The sequence below is a fragment of the Thalassoroseus pseudoceratinae genome, from assembly GCF_011634775.1.
GTDB classification, from domain to species: Bacteria; Planctomycetota; Planctomycetia; order Planctomycetales; family Planctomycetaceae; genus Thalassoroseus; species Thalassoroseus pseudoceratinae.
Map to the genome: position 1 here is coordinate 1,217,741 of NZ_JAALXT010000002.1, position 26,057 is coordinate 1,243,797.

The 26,057-nt window shown below is 56.6% G+C and carries 17 protein-coding genes, 1 tRNA gene and 2 pseudogenes; 13 read left to right on the plus strand and 7 right to left on the minus strand.

The window, feature by feature from the left end; translation table 11 throughout:
* Positions 1-78 precede the first annotated feature (78 nt).
* Complete coding sequence (locus G6R38_RS10255; protein ID WP_166823881.1) at positions 79-1,734, plus strand: hypothetical protein; 1,656 nt, start codon at positions 79-81, stop codon at positions 1,732-1,734.
* 91 nt (positions 1,735-1,825) lie between these two features.
* Here G6R38_RS10255 and G6R38_RS10260 read toward each other — a convergent pair whose 3' ends face one another.
* Together G6R38_RS10260 and G6R38_RS10265 are read right to left on the minus strand one after the other, a co-directional pair.
* On the minus strand, positions 1,826-2,203 hold the full coding sequence (locus G6R38_RS10260; protein ID WP_166823884.1) for a hypothetical protein: 378 nt from the start codon (positions 2,201-2,203) through the stop codon (positions 1,826-1,828).
* Positions 2,204-2,226: 23 nt separating this feature from the next.
* Entirely contained in the window at positions 2,227-2,535 is a 309-nt protein-coding gene (locus tag G6R38_RS10265) for a hypothetical protein (protein WP_166823887.1), read from the minus strand.
* Positions 2,536-3,033: 498 nt separating this feature from the next.
* Between G6R38_RS10265 and G6R38_RS10270 the strand changes: the two genes are divergently transcribed.
* Positions 3,034-4,575, plus strand: coding sequence for a sulfatase-like hydrolase/transferase (locus tag G6R38_RS10270; RefSeq protein ID WP_166823890.1), 1,542 nt, complete (start codon positions 3,034-3,036; stop codon positions 4,573-4,575).
* 22 nt (positions 4,576-4,597) lie between these two features.
* Here the strand turns inward: G6R38_RS10270 and G6R38_RS10275 are convergent, their stop codons facing one another.
* Positions 4,598-5,731 (minus strand): FtsW/RodA/SpoVE family cell cycle protein, encoded by a 1,134-nt coding sequence (locus G6R38_RS10275; protein ID WP_166823893.1) that lies wholly within the window; start codon positions 5,729-5,731, stop codon positions 4,598-4,600.
* Between the two features lie 187 nt (positions 5,732-5,918).
* Here G6R38_RS10275 and G6R38_RS10280 point away from each other — a divergent pair, with 187 nt between their 5' ends.
* From G6R38_RS10280 to G6R38_RS10290, 3 genes are all read left to right on the plus strand, one after another.
* Positions 5,919-7,076, plus strand: coding sequence for a TlpA disulfide reductase family protein (locus G6R38_RS10280; protein ID WP_166823896.1), 1,158 nt, complete (start codon positions 5,919-5,921; stop codon positions 7,074-7,076).
* A gap of 42 nt (positions 7,077-7,118) precedes the next feature.
* Positions 7,119-7,904: a DUF480 domain-containing protein gene (locus G6R38_RS10285; RefSeq protein ID WP_166823899.1), complete on the plus strand. Its 786-nt coding sequence runs from the start codon at positions 7,119-7,121 to the stop codon at positions 7,902-7,904.
* A 192-nt stretch (positions 7,905-8,096) separates the two neighbouring features.
* Positions 8,097-8,594: a hypothetical protein gene (locus tag G6R38_RS10290; protein ID WP_166823903.1), complete on the plus strand. Its 498-nt coding sequence runs from the start codon at positions 8,097-8,099 to the stop codon at positions 8,592-8,594.
* Between the two features lie 54 nt (positions 8,595-8,648).
* Here G6R38_RS10290 and G6R38_RS10295 read toward each other — a convergent pair whose 3' ends face one another.
* Positions 8,649-11,798 carry a serine/threonine-protein kinase gene (locus G6R38_RS10295; protein WP_166823906.1) on the minus strand — a complete coding sequence of 1,050 codons (3,150 nt, stop codon included), beginning with the start codon at positions 11,796-11,798 and terminating at the stop codon, positions 8,649-8,651.
* A 400-nt stretch (positions 11,799-12,198) separates the two neighbouring features.
* Here G6R38_RS10295 and G6R38_RS10300 point away from each other — a divergent pair.
* The 6 genes and pseudogenes from G6R38_RS10300 (at position 12,199) to G6R38_RS10320 (ending at position 20,618) form a co-directional block, all read left to right on the plus strand.
* Positions 12,199-12,272: transfer RNA gene (locus G6R38_RS10300), tRNA-Pro, on the plus strand.
* 373 nt (positions 12,273-12,645) lie between these two features.
* Positions 12,646-13,971: a tyrosine-type recombinase/integrase gene (locus G6R38_RS10305; protein WP_166823910.1), complete on the plus strand. Its 1,326-nt coding sequence runs from the start codon at positions 12,646-12,648 to the stop codon at positions 13,969-13,971.
* A gap of 161 nt (positions 13,972-14,132) precedes the next feature.
* Entirely contained in the window at positions 14,133-16,574 is a 2,442-nt protein-coding gene (locus G6R38_RS10310) for a PQQ-dependent sugar dehydrogenase (protein ID WP_261345376.1), read from the plus strand.
* 1,302 nt (positions 16,575-17,876) lie between these two features.
* Positions 17,877-19,130, plus strand: a pseudogene (locus G6R38_RS10315) (ISL3 family transposase); the annotation flags it as partial.
* A 49-nt stretch (positions 19,131-19,179) separates the two neighbouring features.
* Positions 19,180-19,428: a transposase gene (locus tag G6R38_RS28010; RefSeq protein ID WP_240928155.1), complete on the plus strand. Its 249-nt coding sequence runs from the start codon at positions 19,180-19,182 to the stop codon at positions 19,426-19,428.
* A 371-nt stretch (positions 19,429-19,799) separates the two neighbouring features.
* Positions 19,800-20,618, plus strand: coding sequence for a hypothetical protein (locus tag G6R38_RS10320; RefSeq protein WP_166823919.1), 819 nt, complete (start codon positions 19,800-19,802; stop codon positions 20,616-20,618).
* Between the two features lie 624 nt (positions 20,619-21,242).
* On the opposite strand, the gene G6R38_RS10325 is transcribed toward G6R38_RS10320, so the two are convergent.
* Positions 21,243-21,749 carry a lactoylglutathione lyase family protein gene (locus G6R38_RS10325; RefSeq protein WP_206028543.1) on the minus strand — a complete coding sequence of 169 codons (507 nt, stop codon included), beginning with the start codon at positions 21,747-21,749 and terminating at the stop codon, positions 21,243-21,245.
* A 405-nt stretch (positions 21,750-22,154) separates the two neighbouring features.
* Between G6R38_RS10325 and G6R38_RS28420 the strand changes: the two are divergent.
* Positions 22,155-22,406 (plus strand): annotated as a pseudogene (locus G6R38_RS28420) (group II intron maturase-specific domain-containing protein); the annotation flags it as partial.
* 258 nt (positions 22,407-22,664) lie between these two features.
* Here the strand turns inward: G6R38_RS28420 and G6R38_RS10340 are convergent.
* Entirely contained in the window at positions 22,665-23,036 is a 372-nt protein-coding gene (locus G6R38_RS10340; protein WP_166823928.1) for a hypothetical protein, read from the minus strand.
* Positions 23,037-23,446: 410 nt separating this feature from the next.
* Entirely contained in the window at positions 23,447-24,385 is a 939-nt protein-coding gene (locus G6R38_RS10345; RefSeq protein ID WP_166823931.1) for an AraC family transcriptional regulator, read from the minus strand.
* Positions 24,386-24,569: 184 nt separating this feature from the next.
* Here G6R38_RS10345 and G6R38_RS10350 point away from each other — a divergent pair, with 184 nt between their 5' ends.
* Positions 24,570-25,523: an SDR family oxidoreductase gene (locus tag G6R38_RS10350; RefSeq protein WP_166823934.1), complete on the plus strand. Its 954-nt coding sequence runs from the start codon at positions 24,570-24,572 to the stop codon at positions 25,521-25,523.
* Positions 25,524-26,057 lie beyond the last annotated feature (534 nt).

The window sequence follows — 26,057 nt, forward strand, 5'->3', positions numbered from 1 at the left end:
GCACTTCTTGTTCCATTGCGTTGGTATGCGATTCGCTTTGACAACCGCTCCGGTGTGTTGAATCGAGGAACGAAAACCATGTCGAATGTAAATACAACGAGTTCGAAGCCGGAGTCCGTCGGTCTGGCGATTTTCGTGCTTGTGGCAATTCTGGCGGTTGCCGTCCCTCCGTTCTTGCGGACGCCACTGACCAACGACGCGATCTATTACGATTTACAGGCTCGGCATCTCGTTGACGGTGGAAAACTATATGAAGATATGTTTGAACCGAACCTGCCCGGCGTGGTTTGGTTGCATGTCGCGGTTCGCTCGATTGCGGGGGACTCTTGGGAAGCCCTGCGAGTGTTCGACCTGCTGATGTTCTCAGCGGCCGTTTTCATCGCGGTGCGGTGGATCGTCCCCAAAGGGGTTTCAGCGCGATCACGATATTATTTGGCGGCGGCCTGTTTTCTGTTCTACTTCTCGCAAACGACGTGGTGTCATTGCCAACGCGATGTCTGGATGACCGTGCCTGTGCTCGGTGCGTTGGCGTTACGAATCCGGCAGACCGAACGAATTCAGAGCGGGACTGTCAGCAACACGATTCTGTTCGGGCTAGGAGTCCTTGAGGGGTTGGTCTGGGGAGCGGGAGTCTGGTTGAAACCGCATGTCGTGTTGATGGCTGGAATGGTTTGGATTCTTAGTGTGACCATGACCCGGCAGTGGCGGCGAATAGCTGTGGATTCGGCTGGACTGCTCGTCGGAGGGCTGATCATCGGTGGTGCGGGTGTTGGTTGGATGATGTCAGTCGGATGCTGGTCGGCCTTCTGGGAAACAATGACTAAGTGGAATCCCGAGTACGCCACGAGTGGTCAAGCCCACAAGACATTCATACGGTATCTCGAATTGCTCTATTTCCTGTCGCCGTGGGTCTGGCTGCATGTGTTGGCTGTTCCCGTCGCATGTTTGGCGATTCGGCGAAGTTTCCGGGCAGATCGCACCGACAGTGATCTTCCGGTCGCGTTGCTTTCAATTTGCTATCTGACTTGGACCATTCAGGCATTCGCGCTTCAACACTTATTTCACTACATTCATGTGGCACCGATTCTATTGGGGATCGTGGTCGTCGCGATGTCCTTTCGCTCTCGTGTTTCGAGTCTCGGGCGTGTTGGCGTTCTTGGGTTTGTCACAGTTGCAGTTCTTTGTTCTCCGCTTCTGCGATTCGAACGCCTGGGGCTATGGTGGCCAAGTATTCGGTCACCCCTGCCGGTTCGTGTTGCTGAGCGACTTGGCGGAGCAACCGCAAACCGACAACTCGAGGACATTGACAAAGTCGCGGACTTTTTGGCCGAGAATGAGGTCGGGACGCGGGACGTATGGTGTTACAACTCGGAACTGGTCGCGTTGTATGACCGCATGAGGCTCACGCCACCAACCCGGTATGTGTACACGTTGGAATTGCTCGTGTTTCTGCCAAGCCGTCGTCAAGAGATTTGGCAAGCTCATCGGAACACACCGATTCGCTACCTGGTTGCGAATATCGAGACGTCGCTTCTTCGTGACCAGCAAATTCGAGAGGTGAAAGATCGGGCTCGAAGTCTTCGGACTGGTGGAGACATGCCGGAATCGGACATTCCCCTGCCCTACCCGTTAGATTCGCCGATTGTGTATACGGCTGGAAACTATTATGTGTTCGATCTGGGCACCAATCCGCAAACGTTGGTTAGCGATCGGCCTCATGCGACCTTGAAATAGACTCAGCCCGATGGAAATTGAATTCCATCGGGCTGATGTTTTCGGATTCGATTGTCTGTGGTTCCGTCGTCCGTGATGGTGTCGCTGGGAATCAGATTCCTGGGATGCTCAGCGGTGCGGCTGGAGCCGGGGCCGGTGGTTCGTATTCCGGCATTGTTTCCGTTCGGGGTGGAGCAGGAACCTTGTTGGATTGGCCACCGACCAAGTCTTCCAATTTGGGGAGCTTGGCATCGAACGGACGCTTCTCATCTTGAGGCGGAAGAGGCGAGTTCGTCGCGAAGCTTTGGAACATTGGCTTCAGGAACTCGGTGCTGTATGGAGCCCGGACATCACCGCCCATCGCCGCCGCGAGTGCTGCATCCCGTTCCACATGGATGTAGTTGTAGGGGCGGAAGTAGTAGTAGCCGTGGAACTTGGGATAGTAGGCGTAGTGAGGATACAAGTCGCCAGGGCCCACACAATTTTGCATCAGGTGATCGTTCCAGCACTCGTCTAACCAGCAGCAGCCGTTGTTGCAATCGTCACCGGCATATCCGTATTGCCAAGCGTGCGGAGAGCCACCTCGACAGGCTTCGCAATAGCCGCTTCCATCGCCATACTGGCTGCCATAGCCAAGTCCACCTCCACAGGCGAGACACGCGTTAGTCGAGACGCATCCGCCGTAGTACTGACCTCCATGAGACTGGCAAACAGAGTCCTGGGCGAACGGTCCACAGACGGATGTTGCACACGAAGTTGGGGATGCGGTGCAACTCGGGGCGCAAGCGCTGACGTGTTGTATTCCTGGATGAGACACCACATGGGCGCTGGTGCCGTTGTAGCTGGCGAAGTCGATGACTTGAGGCTGAACGGTATGAATGACTGGTGCGTTTGATTGGGTCGAGACTCCGTCAAAGGATGCGACGTCCGCTCCTAGGGAAGCTCCCACCAGGACTAAGGGCAACAGATACATGAGCGGGATTCCTTTCCATGCTCAAAAAGGCCAGGGATTTGTTCCCCATTCGGGCAGACGACCGTACTCCGGTCTTCTGTGTCTCCGGCGAACGTGAAGAATTCAGTGTTCTGCACATTCCCGGGAGACAAAGCACGCCATGAATACTTGTTAGCTGCTCTGCCCTTGAACATCGGTCAGGAAGGAACCGCGAATTCGATATTACGTGATGCACACCGATAACCGTCACAACCGGAACAACAGGACCATTGCGGAAGACACCGACAAACCGGACAGTCGAACCCATCGGCATGCAACTTGCATCTCGTTGGAAATTGAATTTCCACAAGAAAACAGGTCGGTACACGATGAGTCACCTTGTTGATCGTATTCTCCGCGTTCCGTCGGTCCTTCTGTGCCTGGTGTGCGGACTCTGTTTGAGCGGTTGTGGTCAGCAAGCCACATTGTTCAACGTCGCCAAATCCGCCGAAGAATCAACCAAGACAGAATCCACAACGGATTCCCTGGGGTTGGATTCCGTAATTGATCAACTGCAAACTCTTTCTCCGATTGCAGTTCCGGCGGAAGTCCAGAATGGATTGGAACAAGCGAACGAGGCTCTTCGCAAATTGGAACGGATGAAACGATCCAATCGGGAAGCCATCCGTGACGCCAATCGCCAGGTCCGTGTGATGAACCCGGCACGTTCGCCGAATATCGTGATGATTGTTGCCCCCCGCTTGGCTGCAAATGATTTGGGGGTCTATGGACAAGAACCCACGATCACGCCGAACTTGGATCGAATGGCTGAGAATGGGGTTCGATTTCTGAGTTTTCACGGTGCGAGTCCTGATCCATTGGCTTCCCGGTGGTCGCTGCTGACGGGACAACTGCCGAGTCAAGCCGATGAGGAAGCCGAACCACGTTTCCAACTTCGAAACAGCCGCTGCAATGTCGCCGAGACGCTTTGGCAGGCCGGTTATGACACGGGCTTCATCGGCGTTTGGGGCGCTCCGGACAACGCACCGCTCGACACCCCGCTCAATCATGGATTTGATGAATGGATGGGCGTGCTGCCCTACTCTGCGATGGATGATCCCACGCCAGACAATATCTGGCTCGGTGAGGAACAACCCCTTCAACCAATCGCGCAAAACAATGCACAGCCTGGGTTTACTGCGGGCGACTTATTCGTGCGGGAATCGCTACGGTTCTTTCGGACACAGCGTGGCGGACGACGTCCGTTTTATCTTCAGCTCCATCTGCCCAACTACATGGGGTATCCCGCAGCGTTGTTGGATCGAATTCCACCGACCCGCGACGGGTTGGGTCAAACTGCAAACCGCTATGCCGCCGGTCTGATGATGATGGACCAAGATGTGGGACGGATACTCAGTGGTTTGGAGGTCCTGGGACTGACAAACCGAACGGCTGTCTTTTTCACCGCGTTCACCGGTCCAGACCCGAACAACGCCGCTGCTTTGAATGGACTCGGAAGTCTGGGTCCGTATCAATTTGCACCGCACGGGTTGGGGCAGGCCAACCTGCAGGTTCCGTTGATCGCTCGATTCCCCGGCTTCTTTCCCACGAATCGCCTCGGATTGCCACCAGCGGTCGTTTGGGACTTGCATCCAACACTCGCGGAACTGGCCTGGGCAATTCAAAAACCGACATTTCTCCCCGGAACTTCTCTGATGCCAGAGATTTACGGCCGGAGAGAATTAGCCGAACGGGTTTTGTATTGGCGGTACCGGATGGCACAGGCGGCTCGTTTGGGGCCATGGAAAGCCGTGAAATCCGCGGGTGTGAACGATGTGTTGCTCTACGACTTAGTGAACGATCCCGGTGAAAGAACGGATGTCGCTGCGGAGCATCCGGAAATCGTCAACCGTCTGACAATCGCGGAATAGTCGCTGGATTGGTTGCGTGCAATCAATCGAAGCGGAACGGGTCGCCATGCATCTCGTAGCCGGGGTGCATACCGATATTGATCAGTAGACCGATCGAAAAACACGTCGCCACCAAGCTTGAACCACCGTAGCTCAGGAGCGGCAAGGTCAGGCCGGTGATGGGCATCAGGCCAACGGTCATTCCGGCGTTGATGATGGCCTGAGTTGCGAATTGCGTCACGATTCCAACAGCCACCAATCGCCCAAACGGTTCCCGAGTCGCGGCAGCGACGAGAAGTCCTCGACCAATCAGACACAGATACAGCCCCAAAGTCAGCACACAACCCCCGAAACCCCAGCGTTCGCCGATCAAACAGAACACAAAGTCGGTCCGAGCTGCCGGAAGGTGGTAAGCATACGGATTGGTCACCGACATGCCGCCCAATTCACTCCCCCACGGGCCCCCCAACGCCAAGACTTGCTTCGATTGGTGAAGGTGGTAGCCGTCACCACGCGGAGCCGGTCCACCGTCAGCCTGTGTGAACAATGTGACCACCCGTGATTTCTGTTCGGCACTCATGCCCATCCAAAGCACAGGCGTGAGACTGACGCCAAGCAAGACAAGCGAGATCAAATGTCGGGGGCGAGCACCGGCTGTGAACAGCATTCCGAACAGGACGGGAATGAAGACAAGCGATGTTCCCAGGTCGGGCTCTCGCAGGATGAGCCCAATCGGCACCATAGCCACCAGAAACGGGATCAGTAACCCCGTGAGTTGCCGGTAGTTCCGGCGATACATCAGGTAACGCGACAACGCCAAAATAAACGCTAGCTTCGTCAATTCGGACGGCTGAAGACTAATTGGCCCCAGCGGAATCCATCGTCGAGAACCGTTGCGTGCCGGCAAGAAGAAAACCGCGATGAGCAGGATTACACTGACCAGAAACAAGGGCCATACGAGCGGTTTGAAGAGTCGGTAGGGAATCCATGTCGCGGCCAACATGGCGGGCATCGCGAGACACATCCAGACCGCTTGCTTGGAGAAGTAATCTCCACTTGTTGCCAATGCATCGCCGCGATCGATACCGGTCAGCCCGATCAACATCAACGCCAGCGGGCAAAACACCAGAAGCCAAGGTGTCCTGCGAATTCGTTCGTTGTGATCCCTTTGTGACATGCCGGGAGGGCCCAAATCGACTCGGTTGCGGTTCGGGTATCTGTGTAACGGAAACTCGCTTCCGCGCGAACAGCGATTTCATCACGCCCTTGGCAGCTCGACCGTAACTTGCGATTTGGTCAAGTGTTCGCCACAATCGAGGGCATCTAAGACAACAACTGTCGCGGAATAATTTATGGGCCTGACAATGAGACAATACATCCATCCCTGTAGCCGGTTACTGGTTTTGGTTCTGGCATTATGCACGGCGGTTGGCTGCTCTTCCTCGAAGACGGATGATGACAACGGCGAAGTCAAACCTCCGCAGGAAGACTTGGGAGGACCGTTGCCAGGTGAGCCAGAGGTCGCCTACCAACCGTGGGCAGAAACTGCCGCCTCGATTGAGTCGTCACCCGGTTCGGTTACGGCGGTCATGTTTTGGAGTGAAGGAACCAAGTTCGTTGAGGAGGAAATCAACGAATTTGTCCGGATGGCGAAGATCTTCCGAGACGAAGACGTCGAGTTTGTGAGTGTCAATCTCAATTCCGCGCTCAACGATACCGACGATCGTAAAACTCGTGTCAAAGCGGTTCAGAAGTTCTTGACCGAACATGAAGCGAACTTTCGGCATCTGCTTTCTGTCGCACCGCAGTTTGAATTGTTGATGTCCACCGGCTCGGTTCGCTTTCCGGCGATTTTCCTGTACGACAAGACCGGCAAGTTGCGGCACAAAATTAGTGTTTCGCTCGATAGTGACAAAGACAGCCCGCTGCCAATTCGTTCCGACGTGATTCCGCAAGTCAAGTTGCTACTCGAAGAAGAAACGCCCGCGGAAGACGCAAACAAGACGCCCGAAAAAACGAACGAATCCGAGGAAAAGCCTTCTCAACCAGAGAGCAAACCGGTCGCGAAAAGCGATGTCGAGTTGCAAACGCTCAACTGGGAGCAAACCCAGGAAATCGTCGCCAAACACCGTGGAAAAGTCGTGGTCCTCGATCTTTGGTCGAACCATTGTCTGCCTTGCATGCAGGAGTTTCCCAACCTTGTGAAATTGCAGGCGTCTTATCCGGAACAGGTCAAATGCATCTCGTTCAACATGGATTACCAGGGGAACGGCAAACCGGAATCGAACCGGGAATTTGTCATGGAGTTCCTGAATTCGCAGAACGCAACGCTGACGAACGTGATGTCGAATGTTGCCGACGAGAAACTCTACGACAAACTCAAATTGGGATCGTTGCCGGCAATTTACGTCTACGGGCAGGATGGGAATGTGGCGAAACGATTCGATGCGAACAGCGCCGGGGAATTCACGTATGAAGCGGATGTGATTCCCTTGGTCAAAGAATTGTTGGCCGCCAAGTGAGTTTGTCACAACGTTGGAAATTGCTGAAGGAGTCCGCAAGAGATGTTGGAGACGCCACCGGAAGAAAGTTCCGTTCCACTCACCGAACTCACCAGACAACAACGGCGAGTGATTGGCACATTGATTGAAAAGGGGTTAACCACCCCAGATTCTTACCCGTTGACGTTGAAAGCATTGACGACGGGCTGCAATCAGAAAAGTAACCGGGATCCCGTAACCGGGTACAGCGAAGACCAGGTCGCTGATGTTCTCGAGCAACTCCGAGAAATGGGCCTGGTTGGGGAGATTCACACCGATTCTGGACGTGCCCCCCGTTATCGGCATTACATTCGGCATCGGCTGACGATTACCGAACCGCAGTTGGCAATCATGGGCGAACTTCTGCTCCGCGGCAAACAGCGGCTCGGTGAACTTCGTGCTCGCGCAAGTCGAATGGTTCCCATCGAGAACCTGGAACAACTCCGTGAAGCACTCGCGGGCATGTTGGATCAAAGCTGGGTGCAAAGCAGCGGCAACCTTGAACGCCGCGGCACGATGGTCGATCACGGTTTCTACCGAGCCAAGGAGAATATGGTTCTCCAGCCGACGGACGACGCAGACGAATCTCAGGACTTTGATGAACCCGTATCGGCCCCACGATCGCAGGCAACCCCCGCAGCGATCGCGGCAAATGCCGTGACGACTGAGCAATTCACCGAACTCCAAAGCGAAGTGGTCGCCCTCCGGGAAGACAATCAGAAGTTGCGGGATGATGTCCTCACGCTTCGGAATGAACTCGGGCGTTTGGGTGACGACTTTCAGCGACTGCGTCAGGAACTTGGTGGTTGATTTTCGGCAACATCTTCACCGGATCGATACACCCTGAGGAAGTTTCCCCGAAATCTCTGGCGATTCGATCACCAAAAACTTGAGTGTCTCGCGATTGGCTGGTAATTTGGGAGAGTCGCGGGAGATATTGCGCCGCGTCTTCGGTTCGAGTTTGCGGTATGAACTTCAAGAATATTCACCAGGGGGAATGGTATGAAACAACTGGCATGGCGAATGTTGAGTGCGTTGGCAATGGTCGCGTGCATGACACAAATTTCTGCGGCTCAAGAAGACGCGGCAGCCGGAGCTGCCCCGGCATATCCTGAATCGGAAGTATCGGATTCGGCTGACGCCGGTCAATCGGCTGACAGCGGCCAACCCGCCGACATGAGTGCCTATGGATGCTGTGGGTCTTATGGCTTCCAAGGCTGCTACAACACCTGCGGATACTCGATCTACGGCTACAGCGGCTATCCGGCATACTGGACCGCCGGCTATCTCTGGGCACCGTATGTTGACTACTACGCCCCAGTGTTCACCTACTCCAATTACGTGCCATTCTCGCCGGTTGCCTATCCTGTTTACGCCTATCCGCCAGGATACGGCGGTTTCGGATGGGCTGGCTACGCTCCGTATTACCCTTACGGCTACGGTTATGGCTACGCCGCATATGGTGCTTGCGGTCTCAGCCCTGTCTATCTCGGCTGGTGAGACGACTCACGTGATCTGAGAAATTGAAAACAACGAAGCCCGTGAACTTCGCTATCAGAAGTTCGCGGGCTTTTCGGCTTTCGCCGGCAGTCGCTCGGGGATTCGCAGCAAGAGAGCTGAAAGTTCCTCATAAACCGCCTGAAACTCCGGGATGTCCTTCGTGAGCGGCTGGATTCGAGTGATTGTCTGCCGCAACAAATCCAAGGCTTCGATTCGGGTTTGCAAAGCAAGGGAAATGCCCAGCGTATCCGACCGCTGGATTGCGTCACAGAGATCGATGCACAGCATTCCTTGCTGGTACACAATTGACATCGCGTCTGCATCGGTATGTGGGAATTTTGCAAGCAGCTGAATCGCAGCTATGTAATTCTCGACGACAGCCGACGGTTCACCGAGTGTGGCGAATGCCTTCGCGGTATCATGGTGCAACGTGGCACGGTCCCAAATGTGTTGTGGTGCGATGGTCTGACTTGTTTGCTCATGCTGTTGCCAATGCGACAGTGCTTTCTCGAACTGATCAACCGCTGCGCTATGCTGACCGAGTTGGGAAAGGACATGTCCTAGCGCATGGTGTGTCTGAGCCGCCGCCGTCATCAATGGAGCCGAAGGTGAGCGACTCAACAGCGGGAGCAACACCTCCAACGCTTCGTCGTAGGCAATGCTCGCCTTGCGAAAGTCTCCCACATCGCGGTGCAGATCCCCTAACGTCAGTTGCGTGACCACGTACTCTTGGGCGTAGTCATCGACCTGACGGTTTTGAACCGTCAGAACGAAGAACTCCTCGGATGCCTTCTTGAATTCGTCGATGGCCGCTCCAAATCGTTCTTGTTGGACGAGGTCATCTCCCAACGCTCGGTAGCAGAGCGCCAAGCGGAAGCGGTTTTGCTGATCCGCCGGTTCCGCCTCGATGACTTTCCGGAACGCTTCCGCCGCTCGCTCGTATGCCTCACGGGCTGCCTCTGCGTTATCGAAAACTTGCGCTAAGTTGAACCATCCCTTGCCGAGATCCCGTTCGAGTTTCAGTCGCTGCTGCTCGGACGTGTCGATTCTCTGAAGAGCCTGCTCACGGATTCGCTGTGCTTGTTCATAGTGCTCTCGTGCCTGGACTCGTTCGTTTTGGCTCTTGGAATCTTGCTCGATAATCGCCAAATTCATATACGCGTTCGCCAACTCTCGCTGAGATTCCACAGCTTCCGTTCGCTCTGCCAATTGTCTCCGAATTTCGAGAGCTTCCAGGTACGAATCCCGTGCCAATTCTTCGTTGTTGTTCTGGAAGTAGACCCGTCCCAATGCCGTCAGAGTGGCACCCAACGACTGCATTCGATTCACGTCGTTCGGACTCTGTTTCAACAAAGCCATCTGCAAATCCCGCGCAATGAGCAGGTCGGACATCGCTGCTTCCGGGCCGTCAATCACTTCCGTGATCAAACCGACTTGGTAGTGCGTCTCCGCGAATTCGTCTTCAAGCTGGGAGTCCGCGTGTCGATCATTCAGGAACTCCCGGTAGTATTCGAGTGCTTGCCTTAACAGTTCGTGCTGTAGTGGTTGCATACCGGGTTGATTGAGTAGCGTATCGGTGCTCACCCGGACAAAATACTCATCTACAGCGGCCCGTGCTCGCCGAAAATTCTGTTCGGCCTCACGAGCACGACGCGACGCCGTCACCGCGTAATACGACGAAACCGCCGTTCCTAGAATCAACATGATCAACAAAGCGATGCCCATACCCGCAACGGTTGGATTCCGTCGACACCACCGCCAAACCCGCTGCGGCCGACTCACCGGCCGGGCGACAACTGGCACACCCGAGAGGAATCGCTGCAAGTCGTCGGCGAAGTCTTGCGCGGATGCGTATCGGCGGTCCGGTTCTTTGGAAAGGCACTTCAAGCAAACCGTTTCTAAGTCGATGGGAACATCGGAGTTCAATCGTCGAGGCGGAACGGGGTTGTCATTGACGACCTGCTTCAATGTCTGCATCAGAGAGGCCGCTTGGAACGGCGGACGTCCCGTGACCAAGCAATAAAGAATGGCACCAAGTGAATAGACATCGGAATGGGCACCAATCAGATTCGGTTGCCCCATTGCCTGTTCTGGTGGCATGTATCCGGGTGTCCCAATGACTTGACCGGTTCTCGTAGTGTCCAGTCCTGCCGCATCAGTCCGTTTCGCCAGACCGAAATCCGTGATTCGCGGCTGACCCGTCTCGTCAAGCAATACATTGGCCGGCTTGAGATCACGATGAATCACACCGCGCTGGTGAGCATATTCCACAGCCTCGGAAATCACCCGACAGATCTCCGCTGCCTCTTTCGGGGGGAGCGGCTGATCTCGAACGACGTTTGACAGACTATCACCGTTCACAAGCCCCATCGAAAAGTAGGATTGTCCCCCGTGCTCGCCGACCTCGTAAATCGGCACGATGTTGGGATGATCCAAATGAGCCGCGATTTTGGCTTCCTGATGAAATCGACGCACATCGTCCGGACCGGCGAACTGCCCCGCCAAAATCATCTTCAAGGCTACTTCACGATTCAGCTTCGTTTGAATCGCTCGGTAGACAACGCCCATTCCTCCTCGTGCAATCTCGTTGAGCAGCAAGTAGTCGCCAAAGTGCCGATCGGCCAGCGTTTCTGGCAGACTGATCGCCGAGGAAAGCGGAGCGGTTAGGTCGTCGTCCTTTTGAGTCTTCGCGTTCGAACGAAACGGGGGATCGATCGGCAGCGTCGCATCGGCATCAGTGTCCGTAGCCGGGGCCGGTGCGGTTGGGGCGTCGAAGGACCCCGTCACAGGAACTTGCACATCAACCGTGGCCGCAGCCTGATCGACGGTCACGTCAGCGGCTTCGACTTCGACCCAGAATTCCTCAGGAAGTTCCGGGAATCGGGCTCGCAGGTCTTCCAAGTTGTTTGCCAACCCATGGGATTGCCGGGTTTGCAAGTCCCCTGCAATCAAACGTTCTTTTTGGCGATCTTCACCATCGAGTCCTGGGAGAAGTTGGAAGTAATCGTCGATATTACGAGGCTGCGACGCAGACGCTCGAATCGACTGATCGGCCAACGCAACTTCCACAAACGCGTCCGTCGAAATTTCCGGGAAACGCCGCAGAAATTCCTCAAGGTTGGGGATATCGCCAGCGGACTTCACCGACGCCAGGAATCTCGCTACCCAATCAGTTTCAGGAGGTGTCGAGTCAGCACTGGACATTATGGATCGATCATTGCCGCAGAAGAAGAAGAAACCATAAGCTCAACCCGGGAACGAATCCGAACCCACTAAGCGACTATCGTGTCATCTCAAGCGAACCGTGACAACACCACAAGATCATCGAACCAACCCCACTCGTGGACCGTCAACACAACAGAATCCGAGCGGTTGCCACGAGGAGTGCAAAACATGCGTCGGGAACTGACATTACCGTATGAAGCGACAAAAGAGGTCATAGAACTGGCATTGCACGGTTTTGGCCGTCAGACTGCCGTTTTCGAGCAACCAGGAATAAAACCCATCCCAGCGGGCACCATCTCCCGTTGCAGTTGACCAGAACGCTCCGCAGACTATAATAGCCGTCCGCGCAATAATTCAAATTTCGCGAACAACCCAGAATCGGGGCGTGGCTCAGCTTGGTAGAGCGCTGCGTTCGGGACGCAGAGGTCGCTGGTTCAAATCCAGTCGCCCCGACTCTTAACTTCAATCGTTTCAACACTTTCTGGCTTTTTCCCCTTCACTCGAAAATACCTCCGAGATACCATTTTGGGTCCCAATTTCCCGAAAAAGGTATCTCCGAAGGTATCTCGCGATGTGAAGGGTGTTTTTTATGCCGCGTAAGATTCAGCTGACCTAGCAACCTGGTGCTGACGGTCGGAGTGGACGCTGGAAGAAGAAGTATCGAGGCTAGACGCTTTACCTGGGAACGGCCCCGTCCAAAAGCGATGTTCCAGCTTACAAAGTTGCGTTCGATCGCTGGCTGGAAGAAAAAGCCCGGCTCGATGCGGAGCGAGCGAAGCAGCCCAAGCCGCTTCTTGCGGAGTACGAGCAAGCGATCTCGGAATGGATGGCCGTCTGCCAGTGGTGTGATTCTCATGGAGAAAGTGAACTCGCGAACCAAGCCCGAACAAAGATCGCCGAACTTCAACATCGGCTGACCAGTTCGTCACCAACGGCTCTTGAGTGGGATGATCGCTTTCTCAATCGTTTCGAGATTCCGCCGGAAACATTGTCTGGCATCCTGGAGCAAGTCCAGCGTGCCGACCGTGAACCGATCGACGTTGCAGCGATGCGGACCGCTTTGGAAGCCAGCCGAAAAACGCGACCAGCGGGGGCCGAGTCTGGAGCGGCTCGGATCGGAACGGATGAAATTCGCATCCAACAGCGAGTCTGGCAAGATCGTATTGAGTCGAGTGCTGAGCCAGCAAATCCCGATCTCCGATTCTCCCACCAACTTGATCTTCTGCTGGCGGAAGAGCAAAAGCGTGTGCAAGCCGGGACGTTGTCAGCCGGTCGCTTCACTTCCAAGCGAGTCAATCTCAAACATTTCGGTCAATGGTTTGGCTCGACGCGGGCGGTCGACGAAATCACCAGCGAGGTGATTCTGGCATACCGTCAATTCTTGCTGGAAGCGATTGGGGAGCAAACGTTGGCCCGGGCTACGGCTCACAATCGGCTCCAAGATGCAACGGCGATGATCCGCCGGCTGTGGCGTGCCGACCTGCTCACGAATCTTCCGCGTGTACTGACCGGCAACACTCGCGAGTTGGCCATCGGCACCGATACCCGCCGACCAGAATTCTTTACCGTTAGTGAAGTTCAAACTTGCTTGAAGAACGCGAACGAACGTTTGGAGTTATACCTGCTGCTAATGCTCAACTGCGGGATGTACCAGGGAGATATCGCGGCGCTGAAGCCTGCGGAAGTGGACTGGAGACACGGCATCATTATTCGCAAACGCAGCAAGACAGCTCATCATGATTCCGTTCCCGAAGTCCGTTATCGCCTCTGGCCGCGGACGTGGGAACTGCTGAAGTCTCATCGGCAGCCGCAAGGTCAGATTGTGTTGTGCAACCAGCAGGGAAATCCGTTGGTGAACCGATCGATTCGTGACGATGGAACCGCGACAACCAATGACAGCATCAAAAATGCCTACGATCGGCTGAAGAAGAAAACGGGTATCAAGAAACCGCTCAAATTGCTGCGAAAAACGTCGGCAAATCTCATCGCCAATAATCCTGATTTCCGAGGTCTGGAGAATCTTTTCCTCGGCCACAGTCCCTCAAGAACGGCCGATCGCTTCTACGTTGATGCTTGTGACCAACTCGATCACGCAATTTGTTGGCTGGCAACGCAATACCAGGTCGACCAGTGTGGGCTTCGCGATCAATAAACTCGGCAATCTAGCATTATGGGGCGATCTTGGCCAATCACCCATTATAGACGCCTCCACAAACGAACTCGTCCATCACTCACGTTGCTGTAACCTAGGCATTTCCCTATGCGTCCAGCGAGAATGATGAGACCTGATTCTCGTAGGCTCTGCCAAGCAACATTCGGACCGCAGCGTACGTTAACGGTGGCTGTCTGCGGTTCGGTCCTGATGGCTTGCTTTACATCTCGACGGGCGATGCGAGTTCGCCGAGCCCCCCAGATGGCTTGAACACCGGCCAGGACATTTCTGATCTGCTCGCGTCGATTTTGCGAATCGATGTCCGCGGTGCGAGCCAAGACCGACCGTACCGAATCCCGCCGGACAATCCGTTCGTCAACCGCGACGACGCTCGGCCGGAAGTCTGGGCGTACGGCTTGCGCAACCCGTGGAAGATGAACTTCGACGACGCCGGTAACCTGTGGGTGGGCGATGTCGGCCGGGAACTGTGGGAGATGATTTATCGCATCGAACGCGGTGGCAACTATGGTTGGAGCATCACGGAAGGCCCGCAACCGGTGCGTCCGGAAAGCCCCCGTGGACCGACGCCGATCCTGCCTCCCGCAGCCGCCCATTCGCATATCGAATCGCGTTCGATCACCGGCGGGGCTGTGTATCGCGGCGACCGTTTGTCGCAACTCCGTGGGGCCTACATCTACGGCGATTACGTCACCGGCAAACTCTGGAGCTTTCGTTACCAGGACGGTCGGGTGACGGAGCGGCAGGAGATCGCGGACTCTTCGCTCGCGATCATTACCTTCGGCGAAACCCGCGAGGGGGAGTTGTTCATCGTCGGATATGACGGCACGATTCATCGTCTGGTGCCGAATCCGGCGGAAGCGACGAACAGCAAGTTCCCCGTCCTATTGAGCGAAACCGGTTTGTTCGAATCCGTCGAGCAGCGAACTCCGGCGACCGGCGTGATTCCTTACCGAATCGTCGCTGAACCGTGGATGGACGGAGCCCATGCCGAGCGGGCGATCGCGACCCCGGGAACTTCTAAACTCGACGTCTACCGCAGCAGCAACGCCCAAGTCGGCAACCTCAAAGGCCAATGGGCGTTTCCTGCGGAAACCGTTTTTGTGAAAACGCTCTCTTTGGAAATGGCTCCGGATCGCTGGCAGCCCGTGGAGACGCAACTGCTGCACCGCGACGGCGAAACCTGGCGGGGATATACGTTCGCCTGGAACAACGACGGCACTGATGCGGAACTCGTGCCGACCGGCGGAACGGAAAAAACTTACCACGTCGTCGACGAGTCGATGCCCGCTGGTCGTCGACAGCAGACGTGGCGGTTTGCAAGCCGGACGGAATGCCTCGTCTGCCATACGACCCGCAGCGGCTCGATCCAGAGCTTCCGTGTCGAACAGCTCGATCGACCGATCGGCCCCGGGCAAAACCAATTGACACATTTCGTCGAGATGGGTCTGTTCGATGACCCCGACCCTCTACTCGCGAAGCTCAAAGTCCAGCCGCACCCGCTGACCGGTCCGTCCGACACGAGTGCGGATCTACAGGCCCGGGCGCGGTCTTACCTCGATCTCAACTGTGCTCATTGCCACATCCGTGGCGGCGGCGGGACGGCGAATTTCGAAATGCGTCGCGAGTTGCCGTTGGAGCGAACAGGCCTCGTCGGCGAACGCCCGACGCAGGGCACGTTCGAACTGTTTGCTCCGGAAATCGTGGCGGCCGGCGATCCTGACCGCAGTGTAATGTTCTATCGAATGGCAACGCTCGGACGCGGCCGCATGCCGCATGTCGGCTCACGCGTCATCGATGAAGCCGGTCTTGGATTAATTCGTGAGTGGATCGCTTCGCTGCCCGCGGAACAACCGTCACTGGCTGTTCGTAAACTGCGGAAAGAACAGGCGGCAGCCCTGGCGAAGCTGCGAACAGACGAATCGGCGGCCCGCGAACTACTGGCGTCGACGAGCGGGGCCTTGCAATTGCTAACCGCACTTGACGAGGGCACACTCCCGCCCGCGGAACAACAGCGGATCATCGAAGCGGCAACCGACGGCAGGCCGCCCCACATCCGCGGCCTGTTCGAACGCTTCCTGCCAGAATCGCGGCGACCGAAACGGCTGGGGGAATCGGTCGATCCGGCGATGATCCTCAGCCTCAACGGTGATGCGAAACGCGGCCGGGATTTGTTCTTAAACGCCACCGGCGTCCAATGCCGGAACTGTCACCAGGTTGGCGAGCAAGGGCGAAACGTCGGCCCCCGGCTGGACGGCGTTAGCAAGCGACTATCGCGTCGCCAACTGCTCGAAAGCATCCTTGACCCTTCCGCGGTCGTCGACGAGAAGTTCCGCACGTGGCTCGTGCAGACTGCCGACGGCCGCGTGATCTCGGGACTGCTGATCAAACGGACGGACCATGTAGTCGTGCTCCGCGGCACCGATGGAAAAGACGTTCGCGTGCCGATGAGCGATGTCGAGCAATTGGTCCCAGCGCAAAAGTCACTCATGCCGGACCTGCTCGCCCGCGACCTGACGGCCAAAGAATTGGCGGATCTCTTGAGCTTCCTGCAATCGTTGGAATCTCCGCCGACCGAACCCTAACAGCAGCGTTCCTACGACTGCGATTCATCAAGCGAAATCTGCCGTCGCCTGCGTGCTACTACGGGGGCGGTATTTAACAACCAATTCGATCGGCGTCACGCATAAAAATCTTCCGCGTCAAGATGACGTCACAGGCGGAAGCGTTCTTGAAGGCGGCGGTGCAATCGGTCTGCTGCTGGAAGGAAATGGGACGCCGTTGAAAACTTGTGTTCCGAACGATCCACACACGGAGATCGTCAACGGCGAAGACTGTAGACTACTGCCGGTTCGGTTCTTTTGGTTACATGTGTGCTGTACTCAAGTATCACCCGTCAGTGAGCAAACGTTAGGGGCCGAGTCACACAAAACAGCGTCAGCAAGTTCGATCGTCGACGACAGAACTCTGAGATGATCCTTGGTCAGAGGCATGATGGCGGCGACCATGTCAAGACTTGGGAATCGCTCCAGGAGCCCCTGCGAGACAGATTTCGCGACACGCCGAGGGAGAACAGCTCCTAGAATGCCGGAATTTTGATTTTGGTCTTCTGGGGCTTTCAGTATCCGATCAAGCTCTATCCCCTTCAACTTCAATTGGGGTTCAATCGTACCTCGTTCACCTCGATTTGGTGGGTAAGACTCCGACTCGTTTACCTTGATTGAGGTTCAGATTGAGGTTCGGCAACCCCAACTGGACCCAGAATCTCCAATCGTGTTGACACGTCTGGAAAATGGCTAGCCCGCTCTTGCGATTGGCAAGCGGGCGAACCTATTGTTTCCACTGAGTGAAAGCGGGAATCGCTCGGCAGCGAGCCAGAACACGAACACCGTGATGCAGAGCATGCAATCGGCAGAGCAAAGCTTGAATGACCAAAATCGACTGTCGTCCCAATCCCAACTCGCGTCTACGGCCTCGTCAACTTGCTCAAAAACGACTCGACACGGACGCTAGCACCCTGCACGGCCACGGCTCACGGAAGAAAACACGTGGCATGACGCGTTGGTTTTTCGTAGCGCGGAATGTGCTTTTCACGCTAGGTCCGGGGGGACCTGCGAGGCTACGCCAACATGTCGTCTGGCGGCACGATTCTACTCACCTGCGGCGCCCGAATACGCTTACGATTCGTGGCACAAAAACGCATGCATTTATCCACGCGTCACGCAGGGGGCTGTGAACAACGGTCGGAAAGTGGACCTTCGGCAACTTTGGTGAAGTGGGGCGTAGAATGGGGGATTGATCGATCTACGACCACGTACCTCAGGAGCTTGCGTACGTTGTTACCCTTGTTGCCGTCTGACGTTGGATTGCGTTTGGACCGTGTGGAAATGAATGATGTTCTTGTTACGTTTTCGTTGAGCCCTTTGGCTCTAACCGCCTCTTGCCCCGGCTGTGGCCAGCAAACCGGCTGCGTTCATAGTCGTTACACTCGAACGGCCCGGGACCTACCAATTCAAGGACGCCCGGTCCAGCTACTGATGACGGTTCGCCGCTTTTTCTGCCGGAACCCCGATTGTCTGCGTCGAGTTTTCTGTGAACCCATCCCGCAATTACTGGCCAAGCATGCTCACTCGACCACTCGGCTCGCGGATACCCATCGAACGATTGGCCTGACGCTTGGCGCTGAATCAGGGGCTCGTTTGGCTGGCAAGTTGGGCATGCCCGTCAGTTCGACGACACTGCTGCGACGGGGCAAGAATGGGGGGCCGAATACGACGCCTGCTCCACGCATCGTTGGGGTCGACGACTGGGCCATTCGGAAGGGACAGCGGTACGGGACGATTATCGTCGACCTGGAGCGAAGAGAAGTCTTGGAACTGCTGCCGGGACGGGATGGAAGTGAACTGCGAACTTGGCTGGGCCAGCACCCCGAGGTCGAAGTCCTCTGTCGCGATCGCTGGGCTCCATACGCCGAGACAGCGACCGCAGCCGCTCCCCAGGCCCAACAGATCGCTGACCGTTGGCATTTGCTGGGAAACATTCGCGAGGCACTCGAGCGGTTTCTCGATCGCCACGTGGGGAAAATCAAAGCCGCATTCACTCCGACGATTGTCAATCCGCCAGATTCCAACTCTGATCCGGAAACGCCAGCGGAAGTTTTACCGCCAGCAACTGACAAGCAGCAGCAACGACATGACCGTTGGCGAGAGGCACGTCGGCGTCGCGATGAGGGACAATCGCTTCGTCGAATTGCCCGCGAGATGCAATTGTCGTGGCGAATCGTGCAGCGTTACCTTCAGTCTGATCAGCTTCCGAACTGGCGGCCTGGTCGTGTAGGCCCCTCGCAAATGACGAACTACCGGGAACGCATTGAGGCTTGGTTAGCGGATGGGAACGACAATGCGGCGGCCCTGCATCGGCCGTTGCTCTGTGAAGACATCCGGTTGAGTTACACCACCGTGCGGGCCTACGTCAGCCGACAATTGGCGAAACGCGGTCTGACTCGTCAGCGAATCAACGCAGCCAGACCTCCTCGGTCACGTGCTCCGTCCACCAAAGCTCTTTCGTTCGCCGTGATAACTGATCCCCCCCGACGAACACCGACGCAGCAAAGCCAGGTGAATTGTCTGCACAAATTAAGTCCTAAAATCGCGCGAGGCGGTCGACCTTGTCGAAACATTCGCAGCCCTAATCCGCAAGTCATCTTTTTTGACGTGGCGGGAATGGCAAGCGAAAGCGTGGGACAGCCCATGTTCGGAGCTGCGAAGATTTGCCGAAGGGCTCGAACGCGACCGAAAAGCGGTTCAGGCAGCGTTCGACGAACCTTGGAGCAGCGGACCGGTCGAAGGGCACATCAACCGCTTGAAGACGATCAAGCGTCAAATGTACGGCCGGGCCGGCTTGGCACTCCTTAGAGCCCGAATGATCCGTGCCAGGTGATCGCCCCGCTTCACCAAGTTTGCCGAAGAGCCACTATCCAACCGTTGTTCACATCTGATTCACGAGTTGCCTTCGACTCGGGAAGTGAACGAGTGCTTGTGGAAAAACTGGCTCTACATAGACCAAAAGTTCTCCAAAACTGCCGAATCGGGACCGATCGGACGCATCTTTGCAACGAATGCAGCACGAATTTGGCACGAAATCGGTCAAACGACGGCGTCTGAGACCGCGAAACAGTCTCGGGAAAGCTCAGTGTCTAGCCCGGGAACGGCCCAACAGCATCAAGTTGGAAAAGCTGCGTAGGCAGGAGAGGACCATGGAGCCAGCCTAGCGGCCAAAGAGTTCGATTCTTTAATTTGTAGGAGACCATCATGTACCGACCACGAAAGCCGACGCGTTCCCCCCGCCGCACTCTCCGCGTGCGAGGCAAAGTTCGCACGTTCTCCTTGGGGCCCTGGGCAAATCCAGCAACTCAAGCAATTGTTCAGGCCGAGAGCGTCAGCGAAGCCATGGCAGAAGCCGCCCGGGCCTCCGCCGAGAGTGTATTGACCCGGTTGGAGCAACTCGAACCCTGCCAGCGGTTTCTCGACTACAAAACCAAGAGGCTGCTGAGCCGTGTCCGCCGAAAGCGGCAGCTATCCGGCGTGGTCGCACTGCTCGACTCATCCGTTCATCCCACAACCGACGAGACTCCCATGTTTCGCCACCAAACCCGTCAGCGTTCTGCCCATCTCCCCAAGATCGATCGCGACGACTGGGACGAGTTGCTTGAACGCGTCACCGATGGAAACGCAGATGCCTTGGCAGAATTACAGCAACGACTGCGGCGTCACCCGCAGCTCCGTGATTTGTTAGGCGACGTCAGCCGTTATGTACAGGAAGTGTTGATCGACATGATCGGATCGGAATCCGTCTTGGTGCGAGAGTCGTTGCTTCAACGCCACGCTGAGCTTCGCGAGCAACTGCAAGTCATCGGTACCGACCCTCTGGAACGACTGCTGATTGAACAGACGCTGACCACCCTTCTGGATCTCTCGATCCAGCAAATGGGCTTCTTTAAACGGGCGGTGACAGAAAATCAAAAACGCCGTTGGGAACGAAACATGGAGCGAGCCCAGAAACATCATCTAGCAACAATTGCCAGATTGAACGAATATCGCCACATGTCTAATCAGAATCGCACTCCATGACGAAGGAGATCACAATGTTCCGCAAGCCGACTTTGCTCCGTCTGCAGCGAGAGTTCCTTTCCAGGTTAGAACAGCGAAAGAAACTTGGACTATACGAGTCATTCGTATCAGGATTGGATATTTTTCTGACGTTCTGCGAACGCGCACGTCGTGATTTTCTCAATGGAGCACGAGTGCTCGAAACGGATTTTGAGAGGATCCATTGGTCCGCCGTTGTATTCCGATTCAATGTTGATCAGTTGGCCGCGAATGCGTACAGGCGCCAATCTCTACCCTACCGTTGGAAGGTAGTCCCTTAAAACCACATGTCCCAATGATGTTTCCGTTGACTTCTGCCAAGTAGCAAATCCACGGCTTGAATGCCTCAACGGTCGAATACAGGTCCCTGCTGGCCACGACAAGATCGGCGAGCAACTCTGGAACGCTTGTCAGCAACGTGTCAGGCACAAGGCCAGCGTCAACTTCCACCAATCGAAATGCCAAGTATGTCTGTCTCGTGTTAGTGGTTCTCGCCGACGAACGAACCACATCACCGGGCCGCGACGAGTGATTGTCCACTTGAATACGCCCGGCTTTGCGGCTTCAGTGGATTGAATTGTTATTTGGCGTTTTGCAGGCCAACTCTCAACCGGAATCGCCTTGGTATGCGCCCGCCGAATACGTCAGTTCGTAACTGTGTGAATAGATTTCGATCAGGTTTCCAAACGGGTCTTCGCAGTAAACCATTCGGTAAGGTTTTTCGCCGGGATAGTATTCGCGAACCGGCATTCTCTGTTTGCCTCCATTCTCTACGATCCGTTTCGCAAGCCCTTCCACGTCTGGGTCTTGCACGCAAAAGTGGAACACGCCCGTCTTCCAGTATTCAAAATTGTTTTCAGGCTTCTCAGCGTTCTTGAACTCGAAAAGTTCAACGCCGATTTTGTCACCGGTCGCCAAGTGTGCGATCCTGAACCGTTCCCATCCTTCCCCAAAAACATCATTGCACATTACGCCAATGGCAGAATCATCCGACACAACTTCTGTCGCTGGCATGATGACGTACCAGCCAAGAGTTTTCGTGTAGAACTCGACAGCTTGGTCCAAGTCCGTAACGGAGATGCCGATGTGCGAAAAGGTTCGGGGAAACATTATGAAAATTCTCTCGGTTTGATATTGCAGTTGTGACGTCGTCGGAAACGGAGTTCGCTGAGACTGCTTAAGCCGAATAACGACTTTGATCAGCGGGTTGTGGCCGTTGATCGTTGCATGTCAGATTGACAGCGGACCACAACTCCGTTGGATCATTTTGTGTACGCCCGGCATGGGCGTGATTTTATGGGGTGCAAGTCCCCTGTCCGAGACTGGGAGTCTTAAGGAGATCAGTATACCAAATGATCGCTCCGATCGACAAAGTACGAGGTGAGGGCAACTGCGGTTGGGCGAGGAACCGTGGGGAGGAAGCCTGTGAATGCGTGCGTAAGGACCGGTCTGATTTCGCCGCCGGTCGCACTCTCACCAAAGCTGCGAGGCTACGAACAGGAACGTCATACAAGGCCGGTGCGGGTACGGGCGACGGTCAATGTCGCGGCGAAGTCCGTCCATCAGTTCAAGCAACGTATCCGCGCGATCACCGGCCGCAGCCGGGGCATCTCCATGGAACGCCGCCTGAGCGAACTGCGAAGTTACGTTCGCGGCTGGATGGGCTACTTCGGGCTGGTGTCATAGTTGAAGCTGTTCGACAAGCTCGATCAGTGGATACGACGTCGAATCCGGATGTGCTACTGGAAGCAGTGGCGTCGGCCCAAGCGTCGACGCGAAATGCTCATTCGGCTCGGCGTTCCCAGGCGTCAGGCGATCCGCCATGCACGCAGCCGCCGGAGCTACTGGCACATGTCCAAGACAATTGCCAGCGGCGTCGGGCTGACCAATGCGTGGCTGGCCGAACAAGGACTGCTCAGCCTGAAGACACTATGGGCCAAGCTTGCTCAACTTCGTTGAACCGCCGGATGCGGACCCGCACGTCCGGTGGTGTGGGGAGAGTCACCGGCAACGGTGGCCCTTACCCGATTATGCGTCCGCGTGGTGTTGATTCTTGAATTCTCGACGCCGCTGCCTGCCGGATTTGGCTGAGCCAGTAAATGTACGTTGAATGCGCGATGCGGGCACTGATTTAAATACCTTGATCTCGTAGTCTTCGAAAACCCAACGCATCCAGTTGGGATCAGTCCTGAGGCGATTGTACGCCTCAGGATCGGCTTCGACTACTTTGCGACCCAGTTCGGCTTCGTTGCCAGAACTGCTATCTGCAATGGTTTCCCCAATACGCCAGAGGATAGTGTCACGATACTCCGCCGTCAGTTCGTCAATGGACTGATACATCGGAGCGTGCTTGCCGTTATCGATCGACCACTGAATCCAGTGGCAGAATGTTGCGGGCATGTCATCATCAGTTAGACGAACGACGAAGCCATTGTATTGCGTGCGTGGACGCCAAGAGCGGAATGCTTGCGCCCACCATCGATCGACTGAGCGGTGGCCAGTCAACGGAAAGAAGTGGGAAGCGGAGTCTTTCCCCGCAGTGATCCCATTGCGGAGGATTCCCTTCGTGTTCTTAACAGGCGACCAATGGACTACGAGCATCGACTTTGACGCATAACGATGAAGCTCAGCCGCCGGGGGCGGCACTACGCCTCAAAGTAGCACGTAGACGCCAACGCCGCAAGAAGGCAAGACCGTCTGGCCCACGGTCGGCTGCAGCGGTGGGTTCTACGGCATTGCAGAGGCCCCATGAGGTACTTGGCGAACTCGGGTTCTCGAACTCGTCGAGCTGTTTCGGCCGCCTCGCATGCTCACGGCGCGACGGTCGTTGGGCCGGAGATGAACGGAACCGACGGCGACCCTACCGACTCGCGCTCGTGGGCGCGGCCCCAGGCCCGCGGCGGTAGGTTAAACTGGCGGCTAAACTCACGGCTAAACTGCGATGCGCTCGCGTACCCGACGGCGTACGCGGCTTCGCTGACCGTCGCGCCCTGCCGAAGCAGCAGCGCGGCGTTGTTGAGCCGCATCGCCTTGATGAACTGCAACGGGGCATAGGTCGTGGCCGCCTTGAAGCGGCGATCGAACACGGCCCGACTCATCCCGGCACGCCGGGCGAGGTCGTCGACCGAGATCGCCTCGTGGAGGTGGTCGCGCACGTAGCCCACAATCCGCGCCATCTCCTGTCCCCCGCCAAGGTGGCTCCGGATGCGTGCGCCAGCCTCGCCCTGGATTGCGGCGTAAACCACCTCACGGACGCGCCCCGGCCCAAGGACCCGGACCGCTTCCGGGTGGCCAAGGAGGTCGAGCATCCGCCGGAGCGCCTCCGTGAAGGCAGGATCCCACCGAGCGACACCAAGCCCGCTCAGGCTATCCGCGCCCGCGGCGCTCGCAACGGGGGCGTTCGACGTACGCGCGGCCTGGCAGGCAACGATCGTCTCGGCCGCCACCCGGCTCTCCAGGCTCAGCATCAGCCCCAGGACGGGGGCTTCTGGCGTGGCTGCCAGGATCTCAGCTTCGACGGGGATAGACATCGCCACGAAGAGGGCTTGGCCGGCCTCGTACACGTACGTGCGCCCGTTGAGGTACACCCGCTTCGTCCCCTGCAAGATAACGCAAAGGCTCGGTGGGTAGACGGTGCTCACGCGGGAGAGAGGGGCGTCGACCCGGAACAACTGGACCCCGTCCATCGGGGTGTCGAAGAAACCCGGTGCGGGGAGGTGCCGCGCGATGAGGGCAGAGAGATCGGTCATGCCACAATGTATCACGCGCGACTCCCCGATTCAACAGGATTGAGGAAATCAGGCATAAACATGAGGGGATGTGGAGCATCCGTCGCAAAAAATGAGGGTATTATGCAAACACCGATGCCGATGCAGGCAGGACCACAAAGCTATCGGCACTCAAACAGAGCACCCAAAACAAGAAGTTTAAACAATGACGACCGAAAAGCAATTTGGCCCCAAGGGCTGGACCCCGGAGCGACTCGGCAACCTCAAGGGCAAGACCTACCTCATCACCGGCGCGAATTCCGGCGCGGGGTTCCAGGCGGCGCGGACGCTTCTCAGGAAGGACGCCAGGGTTGTGATGCTCAACCGCTCGGCCGAGAAATCGCAAGCGGCGATCGCGGAGCTGAAGAAGGAACTCGGCGCGGGTGCCGAGGTGAGCTTCATCCTCATGGATCTCGCGTCGCTGGCCAGCGTGCGCGAAGCCGCGGCGGTAGTACGGAAGACCGTCCCCCGGATCGATGCCTTGATCTGCAACGCCGCCATCGCGCAGGTGCCGACCCAGAAACTCACCGTGGACGGCTTTGAAAGCATGCTGGGCACGAACCATTATGGGCACTTCCTGCTCTGCGGGCTTCTTTTTCCGCGGATCGAGGAGTCAAAAGGTCGGATCGTGGTCGTCAGCAGCCTTGGCTACAACATGGGGATCAAGACCATCCAGTTCGACGACATGAACTGGGACAGGAACTACCACCAGAACAAGACCTATTCCCAGAGCAAGCTGGCGCAGATGATGTTCGCCTACGAATTGCAGGACCGGCTGGCCGCGGCGGGCAAGACCGACGTCAAGGTCTATGTCTGCCACCCCGGCTCGTCGAGGACATCGCTCATCTCGACCAGTGGCAACCTGGCGACGCGTATCATGTTCGGGCTCATGTCGTTGTCGCCCATGGTGCAATCAGCCGAGAAAGGCTCTTGGCCGGAAGTGATGTGCGCCACCGAAGAAGGACTGGAACAGCGGGCTCTTTACGGTCCCACCGGCCGCATGGAATTCGTCGGACCGGTCGGCAAGGGCACCCTGTATCCCCACGCCTATGACAAGCCCGTCATGGAACGGCTTTGGGACGTCTCCGAAAAGGCGGTCGGATTCGAATGGAAACTCTGAACCAAAACACCTGACGCCCCTGGGCGCGACGCAGAGAGAACGCGTATGTCTACAACTCACCTTATCGGGATCGTCCTGGCTGTCCTTGGCGTCCTGGCCGCCGTGTTTCCCACCTGGTTCGGCCCCCTCACGGGCGGCCCCGAGCCTCCGGTCGACGTCTTTGAGGCCGTCGAGCGCAGAGTTCGGGGAGGCATGCTGCTCGGGGTGGGTTTGAGCTTCATCGCCATACCCGCGCTTCATCGCCATACCCGCGCTTCGTCCCTGGTCGACCAGCATTCCCACTGCGCTCTTCTATTTCATGGCCGGCGCCCTCGCGGCGCGCCTCCTCGGCCTGCTCGTCGACGGCGCCGTCCCGAAGCAATGGCTCTTGGTCGCTGTGGAGGCCGTCGTGATGGCCGTCGCCGCCCTCTGGCTGTGGCACAGCAGCGGGTCCGCGCCCTGAGCTTCGTCGTCGATCCGTCCTGGGCGACTTCAGGGGTGGCGACGAGCACGGGGAGCTAGGGCCTCATAAGCATGAATGTTGGAGAGCCGTAG